This is a genomic window from Kitasatospora sp. NPDC057512, assembly GCF_042802135.1.
In the GTDB taxonomy this organism is placed as follows: Bacteria; Actinomycetota; Actinomycetes; order Streptomycetales; family Streptomycetaceae; genus Kitasatospora.
Window position 1 is genome coordinate 1 of sequence record NZ_JBHVET010000298.1, and the last position, 9,515, is coordinate 9,515.

Annotated in this window: 8 protein-coding genes; 5 read left to right on the top strand and 3 right to left on the bottom strand. The window is 72.0% G+C overall.

All coding sequences use genetic code 11. From position 1 onward, the window contains the following. Positions 1–46: 46 nt before the first annotated feature. Positions 47–1,336, bottom strand: a complete 1,290-nt coding sequence (locus ACFU6K_RS20305) for an extracellular solute-binding protein (protein ID WP_380664886.1) — start codon at positions 1,334–1,336, stop codon at positions 47–49. 340 nt (positions 1,337–1,676) lie between these two features. Between ACFU6K_RS20305 and ACFU6K_RS20310 the strand changes: the two genes are divergently transcribed. The 4 genes from ACFU6K_RS20310 (at position 1,677) to ACFU6K_RS20325 (ending at position 5,769) form a co-directional block, all read left to right on the top strand. Continuing rightward, positions 1,677–2,468, top strand: a complete 792-nt coding sequence (locus ACFU6K_RS20310) for a GntR family transcriptional regulator (protein ID WP_049649420.1) — start codon at positions 1,677–1,679, stop codon at positions 2,466–2,468. A 397-nt stretch (positions 2,469–2,865) separates the two neighbouring features. Then, positions 2,866–3,129, top strand: coding sequence for a DUF3311 domain-containing protein (locus ACFU6K_RS20315; protein WP_049649419.1), 264 nt, complete (start codon positions 2,866–2,868; stop codon positions 3,127–3,129). After that, complete coding sequence (mctP, locus tag ACFU6K_RS20320) at positions 3,126–4,736, top strand: monocarboxylate uptake permease MctP (protein ID WP_380664889.1); 1,611 nt, start codon at positions 3,126–3,128, stop codon at positions 4,734–4,736. The genes ACFU6K_RS20315 and mctP overlap by 4 nt, the downstream gene beginning before the upstream one ends. Before the next feature lie 154 nt (positions 4,737–4,890). Then, positions 4,891–5,769, top strand: coding sequence for a histidine phosphatase family protein (locus tag ACFU6K_RS20325; RefSeq protein ID WP_380664891.1), 879 nt, complete (start codon positions 4,891–4,893; stop codon positions 5,767–5,769). 49 nt (positions 5,770–5,818) lie between these two features. Here ACFU6K_RS20325 and ACFU6K_RS20330 read toward each other — a convergent pair whose 3' ends face one another. Then, positions 5,819–6,811 (bottom strand): helix-turn-helix domain-containing protein, encoded by a 993-nt coding sequence (locus tag ACFU6K_RS20330; RefSeq protein WP_380664893.1) that lies wholly within the window; start codon positions 6,809–6,811, stop codon positions 5,819–5,821. 419 nt (positions 6,812–7,230) lie between these two features. Here ACFU6K_RS20330 and ACFU6K_RS20335 point away from each other — a divergent pair, with 419 nt between their 5' ends. Then, positions 7,231–7,725, top strand: coding sequence for a GNAT family N-acetyltransferase (locus tag ACFU6K_RS20335; RefSeq protein ID WP_380664896.1), 495 nt, complete (start codon positions 7,231–7,233; stop codon positions 7,723–7,725). 19 nt (positions 7,726–7,744) lie between these two features. Here ACFU6K_RS20335 and ACFU6K_RS20340 read toward each other — a convergent pair whose 3' ends face one another. Further along, the gene (locus tag ACFU6K_RS20340) at positions 7,745–9,430 is read right to left on the bottom strand and encodes an ArnT family glycosyltransferase (protein ID WP_380664898.1); all 1,686 of its coding nucleotides are present in this window, start codon (positions 9,428–9,430) and stop codon (positions 7,745–7,747) included. Positions 9,431–9,515: the final 85 nt, after the last annotated feature.

Here is a 9,515-nt window from a genome sequence, read left to right on the forward strand (position 1 = left end):
CCCCGGACTCCCGCCTGCGGGAGGTCCGGGGACGGGTCCCGGGTGCTTACTGCTTCTGGTTGAGCTTCTTCGCGATGACCTCGTCGTACTTCGCGGCCGTGGAGGCGAAGTCGCCGCCCTGGAGGACGGCGGTCAGGAACTCCTTGACCGGGTTCGGGTTGTCCTCGACGCTGGACCAGTTCGGGGTGTTCGGGGTGATCGCGCCGACGGTGGCGCCCTGCTGGGCGGCCTTGGCGAAGTCGCCCTGGATGCCGGCGTTCAGCGCGGGCTTGTTCGTGGTGATGCCGGCGGCGGCGAACAGACCCTCGTTCTTGTCGTTGAGGGCGATCTTCAGGTAGTCCTTGGCCATGTCGGTGTTCTTGCTCTGCGAGGCGATCGCGAGGTTCGAACCACCGAGGAACACGCCGGTGGGCTTGTCGGCGGTCTTGCCGGGGAGCGCGAAGTAGCCGATCTTGTCCTTCGGCATGGCCTTCTCGTCCGGCAGCTCCCAGCCGAGGCCGATCATGGCGCCGATGTTGCCCTGGGCGAAGACGTCCTTCTGCTGCGGGGTGGCCTCGTCCTTGTCCTTCGGACCGGTGGCCGAGTAGCCCTGGAGCTTCTTGTAGGTCTCGAAGGCCTTCTGGCTCTCGGGCGAGCCCAGGCCGCCGACCCACTTGTCGCCGTCCTTCTTGGCGATCTTGCCACCCTCGCTGGTGAGCAGACCGAAGTAGACGTACCACTCCTGGCCGGGCATGTAGATCGGGTCGACGACGCCCGGGGTGCCCTTCAGCTTCTCCAGGTCGGTGTAGAACTCGTCCAGGGTCTTCGGCGTGTCGGTCAGGCCGGCCTTGGTCCAGAGGTCCTTGTTGTAGGCGACCACGCGGTTGGTGACGTACCACGGGGCGGCGTACTGCTTGCCGTCCAGGACGGCGGACTCGTTCTGGTTGGCGGGCCAGGCATCGCCGCCCAGGGCGGCCTTCTCCTTGGTGAGGTCCAGCAGGCCGCCCGAGGAGGCGTAGCCGGCGGTCTGGGTGTTGCCGACCTCCAGGACGTCGACCGAACCCTCCGACAGCGCGGCGGTGATCTTGGCGCCGATGCCGCCCCACTCCTGGGTGGCGTACTCGACCTTCGAGCCCGGGTAGGTGGTCTCGAACTCGGTCTTGACCGCGTCGGTCCAGCCCTTCGGGGCGGAGCCGGTCATGGTCCACACCTTGAGCGTCTTGCCCTTGTACTTGTCCGCCGCGGAGGCGGAGGACGACCCCGAGTCGCCCTCGCTCTTCTTGCCGTCCGAGCTGCAAGCCGCCAGGCCGACGACCATTGCTGCGACGCCGACCGCCGCGATGAGCTGACGCTTCATTACGCCATCCTCCTGAGGGATGCCTGGGTTACCCCCGTCGGGCGGCAGCGGCAGACCCACACAAAGCGGGGGGAAAGGTGCCGCGGACCCCTTCGAACGGGTGGGGGGATTCATAGCTACCGGCCTAGTGGTGTAGACCAGCTGCCTGGAGCTTGGCCTAGACCAATGGGCCTGTCAACGGCTGTCCGACCGTTCTCGACCACCCGTTATCAAGCCGACACCGCACATCGTTCATCGCGTGATGAGGTATTCGTTCCGTAGCCATACATGCAACGATGTGAGCCGTTAACGATGTGGCGGGGTCGCCGTAGGCCTCGCGAGAAGCGGGAGAACAGGTCCGATGAGCAGCGACGGGGGATCCACCGCCCAGGTCAACGACCCCGAGGTGAACAGCCTCCCGACGCAGGCCGGCACCGACCCGACCGCGCGCGTCCCCAAGTACTACGGCCTGAAGCGGCACCTGCTCCAGCTCACCGAGACCCAGCCCGCCGGCACCCCGGTGCCGCCCGAGCGCGCGCTCGCCGCCCAGTTCGACACCTCCCGCACCACCGTGCGCCAGGCCCTCCAGGAGCTGGTCGTCGAGGGCCGGCTGGAGCGCATCCAGGGCAAGGGCACCTTCGTCGCCAAGCCCAAGGTCGCCCAGGCCCTCCAGCTGACCTCCTACACCGAGGACATGCGGGCCCAGGGCCTGGAGCCCGCCTCCCGGCTGATCGAGATCGGCTACATCACCGCCGACGACCGGCTCGCCCCGCTGCTCGACATCAAGCCCGGCGGCCGGGTGCTGCGGATCGAGCGCCTGCGGCTGGCCAACGGCGACCCGATGGCCATCGAGGTCGCCCACCTCTCCGCCAAGCGCTTCCCGGCCCTGCGCCGCAACCTGGCCAAGCACACCTCCCTGTACGCGGCGCTGCGCGAGGTCTACGGGGTCACCGTGGCCGAGGCCGAGGAGACCATCGAGACCACCCTGGCCAACCCGCGCGAGGCCGGCCTGCTCGGCTCCGACCTCGGCCTGCCGATGCTCCAGCTCTCCCGGCACTCCTTCGACAACGACGGGGCCCCGGTCGAGTGGGTGCGCTCCATCTACCGCGGCGACCGCTACAAGTTCATCACCCGACTGAAGCGTCCGGAGTAGCCGCACTCCCCCACCGCACTCCGGGCACCGGCGCACGCGACCCGCGCGCCGGTGCCCTTCGCGTTCCTCTCGCGCTCCTCTCGCGCGCCTCGGCGGCCTCTCCACCTCCCGCGACGGCGGTGACTCTCGCGCCCCTCGGCGGTCGTGCGTTTCGCGCCCCTCGGGGGCGGAGTCCGGTCGGTCACGTCCGAATGACGGGAAGTTCGGTCAATCCCGGTGACATGGATCACCCCATGCCCTAGATTGCGCAGCCGTACTGACCTGACTGCCGATCACCGATGGTGCTGCTCGGCGGGCCCGTGCGGCGCTCGGCGCCGACCGGGCTGCGGCGCCGACGGGGAACCCCTCCGGAGCGGAGCCGAAGATGCCCTCTGATCCCCCCAGCGTCGAAGATGTCATGCCCGAGCCAGCCGGGAGGCCCGTCCCGGCCGTGACGCCCGAGCGGGTGCTGGCCGGCCTCGCCCTGCTCGTGCCGATCGTCGCGACGCTCTGGGTGTCCTCGTACGACAAGAGCGACCCGGCGGTGGCCGGGGTGCCGTTCTTCTACTGGTACCAGCTGCTCTGGGTGCCGGTGTCGGCCGTGTTCACGGTCGCCGCCTACCTGCTGATCACCCGGGACGAGAAGGCCCGCAAGGCGGCCCGGAAGGGCGGTGCGCGATGAAGGACGTCAACGTGCCGGCCCTCGTGGTCTTCGTGCTGTTCTTCGCCCTGGTCACCGTGATGGGCTTCCTCGCCTCGCGCTGGCGCCGCGCGGACAACGCCGCGCACCTGGACGAGTGGGGCCTGGGCGGCCGCAGCTTCGGGACCTGGGTGACCTGGTTCCTGCTCGGCGGCGACCTCTACACCGCGTACACCTTCGTCGCCGTCCCGGCCGCGGTGTACGCGACCGGCGCGGCGGGCTTCTTCGCGGTGCCGTACACGATCATCGCCTACCCGCTGGTCTTCCTCTTCCTGCCCCGGCTCTGGTCCGTCTCCCGGGTGCACGGCTACGTGACCCCGGCCGACTTCGTGCGCGGCCGGTACGGCTCGCGGCCGCTGTCGCTGGTGGTCGCGCTCACCGGCATCCTGGCCACCATGCCGTACATCGCCCTGCAACTCGTCGGCATCCAGGCCGTGCTGGACGTGCTGGGGGTCGGCGGCGGGGAGAACGCCAACTGGTTCGTCAAGGACCTGCCGCTGTTCATCGCCTTCGGCGTGCTGGCCGCCTACACCTACTCCTCCGGCCTGCGCGCCCCGGCGCTGATCGCCTTCGTCAAGGACGCCCTGGTCTACATCGTGATCATCGTCGCGGTGATCTACATCCCGATCCGGCTCGGCGGCTACGGGCACATCTTCGACGCGGCCTCGCAGCACTTCAAGGAGGTCAAGGGCGGCTCGCTGACCATCCCCGAGAACAAGCAGTGGACGTACGCCACGCTCGCCCTCGGCTCGGCGATGGCGCTGTTCATGTACCCCCACTCGGTGACCGGCGTGCTGGCCTCCAAGTCCCGCAAGACCGTGCGCCGCAACATGGCGATCATGCCCGCCTACTCGCTGATGCTGGGCCTGCTGGCGCTGCTCGGCTTCATGGCGCTCGCGGCGGGCGTCGGCAAGGGCGTCAAGGGCTACAACGCCCAGCTGTCGGTGCCCCAGCTGTTCGCGGACATGTTCCCGGACTGGTTCACCGGCGTGGCCTTCGCCGCGATCGGCATCGGCGCGCTGGTGCCGGCCGCCATCATGTCCATCGCGGCGGCCAACCTGTTCACCCGCAACGTCTACAAGGAGTGGCTCAAGCCCGCCGCCACCCCCGCCGACGAGACCCGGATCGCCAAGCTGGTCTCGCTGCTGGTGAAGGTCGGCGCGCTGGTCTTCGTGCTCGGCATGGACAAGCAGGCCGCGATCAACCTCCAGCTGCTGGGCGGCCTGTGGATCCTGCAGACCTTCGTGGCGATCGTCGGCGGCCTGTTCACCCGCTGGTTCCACCACTGGGCGCTGTTCGCCGGCTGGGCGGCCGGCATGGTGTACGGCACCTGGAAGGCGTACGGGATCGCCAGCCCGGCCACCAAACACTTCGGCGGCAACGCGGCCGAGATCCCCGGCATCGGCGAGATCGGCTACATCGGCGTGACGGCCTTCGCCCTCAACCTGGTCGTCGCGGTGGCGCTCACCCTGGTGCTGCGGGCGGTCAAGGCGCCGGACGGCCCGGACGAGACCAGGCCGTCCGACTACAGCGCCGAAGCCGGCGACGACGAGCTGAAGAACGCGCCGGAGCCTGTAGCGGCGCACTGATTCGCGCGGTACGCGCCCTGTGATCGCGCCGCCTTCTCCGTGAACACTGGAGAAGGCGGCGCGATCATATGTATGAACAGGCGTGCACGCCGGGCACCACCAGACCGGACCGGCATCCGGCCGGGACCTGATCGACCACGGGGAGCTCGCGGCCATGGCAGAACTCGGCACCACCCTCAACGGCCAGCACCAGTCCACGCAGGGCCAGCACCACCACGTCACCGCGCAGGGCCAGCACGGCACCACCCAGGGTCAGCACACCGGCGGCCACGGGCCGCACGCCACCGGCCAGGGCCAGCACGCCACCGCCCACCGCCCGTCGACGGCCGGCCGGCTGCCGTCCGTGCTGATCGCCACCCGGCACGGGGAGTCCACCGCCAACGTCGAGTTCCAGCTGGCCGAGGCCGCCGGAGCGCTCAGTGTCCCGATCAGCTGCCGCGACGCCGACATCCCGCTGTCGCTGCAGGGCCGGCAGCAGGCCCAGGCGCTCGGCCACTGGTGGGCCGGCCTGCCCAGCGCCGACCGCCCGCGCAGCGTCTGGTGCTCGCCGTACGTGCGCACCGCCGAGACCGCCCGGATCGCGCTCGCCCAGGCCGCCGGGCTCGGCTCCGTCCCGGTCACCCTGGCCGTCCGGTACGACGAACGGCTGCGCGACCGCGAGCTCGGCGTCCTGGAGATGCTGCCGAAGGCCGCGATCGAGGCCAAGCACCCGGAGGAGGCGGCCCGGCGGCGCAAGATGGGCGAGCTGTACTACCGCCCGCCGGGCGGCGAGTCCTGGGCCGACGTCGCGCTGCGGGTGCGCAGCCTGCTGCGGGACCTCTGTGAGGAGGAGGCCGGACGGCCCGTCCTGCTGGTCGCGCACGACTGCACGGTGCTGATGCTCCGCTACGCGCTGGACCGGCTCACCGAGGACCAGCTCACCGCGCTCGGGCCGGTGCACAACTGCTCCACCAGCCTCTGGCGGGCCCAGGACGGGCGGCTGCGGCCGGACGGCTGGAACGGCGTCGGGCACCTGACGGCCGGGGCGCAGTGACGGCCGGCGCGGACTGACGGTCGGTCGGGCCCTGCGGCCCTGCGGCCCTTCAGCCCGCCTCCGCCTCCGCCTCCGCCTCCGGGTCCGGGTCCGGGTCCGGGTCGGCGAAGCAGCGCCGGTAGGCCAGCGGCGTGGTGCCCAGCCGGCGGCCGAAGTGGTGCCGCAGCGCGGCCGCGTTGCCGAAGCCGCAGCGGGCGGCGATCGCGTCCACCGGCTCCGTGGTGGACTCCAGCAGCCGTTGGGCCAGCAGCACCCGCTGCCCGACCAGCCAGCGGTGCGGGGTGGTGCCGGTCTCCTGCTGGAAGCGGCGGGCGAAGGTGCGCGGCGACATGTGCGCCCGGGCGGCCAGCTGCTCGACGGTGGCCTCCTCGTCCAGGTGGTGGCGCATCCAGTCCAGCAACGGGGCCAGCGAGTCGCCGGCGGCCTCCGGCAGCGGCCGGTTCACGAACTGGGCCTGCCCGCCCTCCCGGTGCGGTGCCACCACCATCCGGCGGGCGATCTCCCGGGCCACCTCGGCACCCTGCACCTTGCGCACCAGGTGCAGGCAGGCGTCGATGCCGGCCGCCGTCCCGGCCGAGGTGATCACCGGGTCGTCGTCCACGTACAGCACGTCCGGCTCGACCGTGGTCAGCGGGAAGCGCCCGGCCAGCTCCTCGCTGTGCCGCCAGTGCGTGGCGGCACGACGGCCGTCCAGCAGCCCGGCCGCGCCCAGCACGAAGGCGCCGCTGCAGATGGACAGCACCCGGCCGCCGCCCTCGACCACCCCGCGCAGCGCCGCCAGCAGCGGCTCCGGGTAGCCGGGACGGATGCTCGCCGCGGTGACCACGGCGAGGTCCGCGCCGGCGAGGCGCTCGGGACCGTACGGGACGTCCACCGCGAAGCCGGAGTGGGTGGCGTGCGGCCCCGGCCGGGCCCCGGCGATCGCGAAGTCGTAGCCCGGCAGCCCGTCGGCGGTGCGGTCCAGACCGAACACCTCGCAGGCCACGCCCAGTTCGAAGGGGTGGACCTCCTCCAGCACCACCGCGACCACGTTCTTCAGCATGCCCACCAGGATGCCCCCGGCGCCCGCCCCGGCGGAAGCAACGGGACGGCGGGAGGATGGCAGGATTTCGAGGTGATCGGTCGTTCCTGCCACTCGTGGCCGCGGCGCCGCCCGGCCACAGTGGTGCCCATGGACAGCGACACCCTCATCGGCTCACTCGCGATGACCGCGGCCGTCGTCGGTTTCGGCCTGCTCGGCCTGCTGATCGGCCGCGAGACCTCCCACGGCCCGGCGGCCGGCCGCGACAACTACCACCGCCCGGGCGGCTACCCGGCCGACCCGGCCCGCCCCGACCGGCTGCACGGCCCCGCCGACTCGGCAGCGGAGGCGGCCCCGCCGAACCGCTCGACCCCTTCGACCAGTTCGACCCGTTCGACCCCGGAGGACCGTCCCGACCAGCGCTCCGGCACACTGGCCGAATGGACTTCCTCATCCGCCAGGCCCTCCCGGAGGACCTCGCCGACGCCGGCCGGATCACCGTCGAGGCCTTCGTCGGCGACGGCTTCACCAACCCCACCAGCGGCTACGTCGACCTGCTGCGCGACGCCGAACGACGGGCCCGCGAGGCCGAGCTCCTGGTCGCCGTCGACACGGCCGGAGCCGGGGTCCTCGGCTGCGTGACCTACGCGGTCGGCGGCACCGAGTGGGCGGACATCGCCACCCCGCGGGAGGGCGAGATACGGATGCTCGCCACCGCCGCCGCCTCCCGCGGCCGCGGCGTCGGCGAGGCCCTGGTCCGCGCCACCGTCACCCGCAGCCGCGAACTCGGCCTGGCCGGCATGGCCTTCTCCACCCGCCCGGAGATGACCACCGCCCACCGCGTCTACGAGCGCATCGGCTTCCGGCGCTCCCCCGAGCGCGACTGGGCCCCGTACCCGGGGATGGACCTGATGGTCTACACCATGGCCTTCTGACGGCGGGCCCGGGCGCCCGTCACGGCTTCTTGTCGTACCCGGGCGCCACGTAGACGGTGTACCGGCCGTGCTTCCCGCTCGTCACCACGGTGACCACCCGGTACCCGGAGGCCTTCAGGGTGGGCTGGATCGCCTTGTCGATGGCCCCGGTCTGGGTGAAGTCCAGGACCACGACCTTCCACTCGTGGGCCTGGATGCCGGCCTGGATCGCGGGCACCCCGTTCTGCATCTCGCCGGTGGCCGGGTCCCGGCGGAAGACGGCCACCAGGTCGTGCCACTGCTGCCAGGTGGTCTGCTTGCGCAGGTAGTACGCGGGGACGTTGTAGTTCTCGACCAGGTACCGGTCGTCGCCCTTGACGATGTACGGCTCCAGGGCGGCGACGAACTCCTTCGAGTTCGACCACTCGCCGTACATCTCCCGGCCCTGGGCCGCGCCCACCCAGGCGAGCGGGCCGACCACCAGGGCGGCGGCCGCCACCCCGGCCACCAGGTGCAGACGGCCCTTCAGCCACAGCGCCGTACGGGCCAGGACCAGGCCCACCACGATGCAGGAGAACCAGGCGCCGAAGTCGACGTGCTTCTGCAGCGACAGCCAGGTGTGGATGCGGATCTGGTTCACCGGCGCCATCAGCCCGGCCAGCAGCAGCAACAGCGCCAGCCAGAACTCGGGCCAGGCCGCGCCGCCGCGCCGCCGCGCCCGCACCAGCTGCACCAGCACCCCGGCCAGCGCGACCACCAGCAGCGGGCCCACCCAGCGGGCCGCCTCCGAGGCCACGTAGGAGTACGAGTCGTGGCCCGGGGCGCGCTTGAGCGTGGTGTGGTTGAAACCGTTGACGTACTTCTCACCGGCCGCCAGCGCCGCCGCGCCGACCGCCAGCACGAAGGTGAGCAGCACCAGCAGTCCGCGCCGCCAGGCCTCCCAGCTCCGCAGAGACCCGCGCGGCCCGGCCAGCACCGCGATGCCGCACACCACCGGCACCCACAGCAGCGCGGCGTACTTGGTGGCGCCGGCCAGGGCCAGCAGCAGCCCGGAGGCGACCAGGCTCGGGTACCCGCCGCCCGTGGTCAGCCGCACCGCGAAGTACCCGGCCCAGGCGAGGACCGCCAGCGCCATCGCGTCGTAGGTGGCCAGGCCGCCGAGGAACTGGGTGGGGCCGAGCGCGACGAAGGCCGCCGCCGCGCAGAACGCCGCGAGCGAGCCGTGCAGCCGCCGGGTGGCCAGGTGGACGGCCGTGGTGGCGGAGAGCATGAACGCCAGGCTCAGCAACCGGGCGCCGTTCAGCCCGCCGACGAAGTCCGCGACGGCCACCACCACCGGGTAGATCAGCGGGGAGCCGGAGAAGAAGGTCTCGTACGTCGACACCGGGGTGCCGTGCCGCAGGTGCGCGATCTCCTGGTAGCCCGCGTAGATGTAGGTGCCCTCGTCGATGAAGGCGGTGTTGCTGAGGATCAGGTGGTACGAGAGCGCCGCCTGGACCAGCAGTACGGCCAGCAGCGGCAGCCAGTCCGCCCGCAGCACCGGCCGGGCCGGGTGCGGCACCCGGGGCGGCCCGGGCCTGCGGCGGCGCCGGTCGGCCGGGGAGGCCGGCGTCGGCCCGGGGCCCGTCCGGCCGCGCTCGCCGAGGGCCACCCCGCCCGGCCGGGCTCCGCCGAGGACGGGCTTGCGGGTGGACTCGGGCCGGATCCAGCGGCCGTCCGCGCTCATCAGTACTGCTCCTCATCTGGGACTTCGCATCCGGACGCGCCGTGGAGCGCGCGCCCCGGGGCGCGCTTCGGCCGCCGCCCCACAC

Bases quoted from the DNA above. Each gene is read 5' to 3' on its own strand.
- ACFU6K_RS20325 (WP_380664891.1), top strand. From the start codon at position 4,891: ATGGCAGAACTCGGCACCACCCTCAACGGCCAGCACCAGTCCACGCAG.
- ACFU6K_RS20340 (WP_380664898.1), bottom strand. From the start codon at position 9,430: ATGAGCGCGGACGGCCGCTGGATCCGGCCCGAGTCCACCCGCAAGCCC.
- mctP (WP_380664889.1), top strand. From the start codon at position 3,126: ATGAAGGACGTCAACGTGCCGGCCCTCGTGGTCTTCGTGCTGTTCTTC.
- ACFU6K_RS20330 (WP_380664893.1), bottom strand. From the start codon at position 6,811: ATGCTGAAGAACGTGGTCGCGGTGGTGCTGGAGGAGGTCCACCCCTTC.
- ACFU6K_RS20335 (WP_380664896.1), top strand. From the start codon at position 7,231: ATGGACTTCCTCATCCGCCAGGCCCTCCCGGAGGACCTCGCCGACGCC.
- ACFU6K_RS20305 (WP_380664886.1), bottom strand. From the start codon at position 1,336: ATGAAGCGTCAGCTCATCGCGGCGGTCGGCGTCGCAGCAATGGTCGTC.
- ACFU6K_RS20310 (WP_049649420.1), top strand. From the start codon at position 1,677: ATGAGCAGCGACGGGGGATCCACCGCCCAGGTCAACGACCCCGAGGTG.
- ACFU6K_RS20315 (WP_049649419.1), top strand. From the start codon at position 2,866: ATGCCCGAGCCAGCCGGGAGGCCCGTCCCGGCCGTGACGCCCGAGCGG.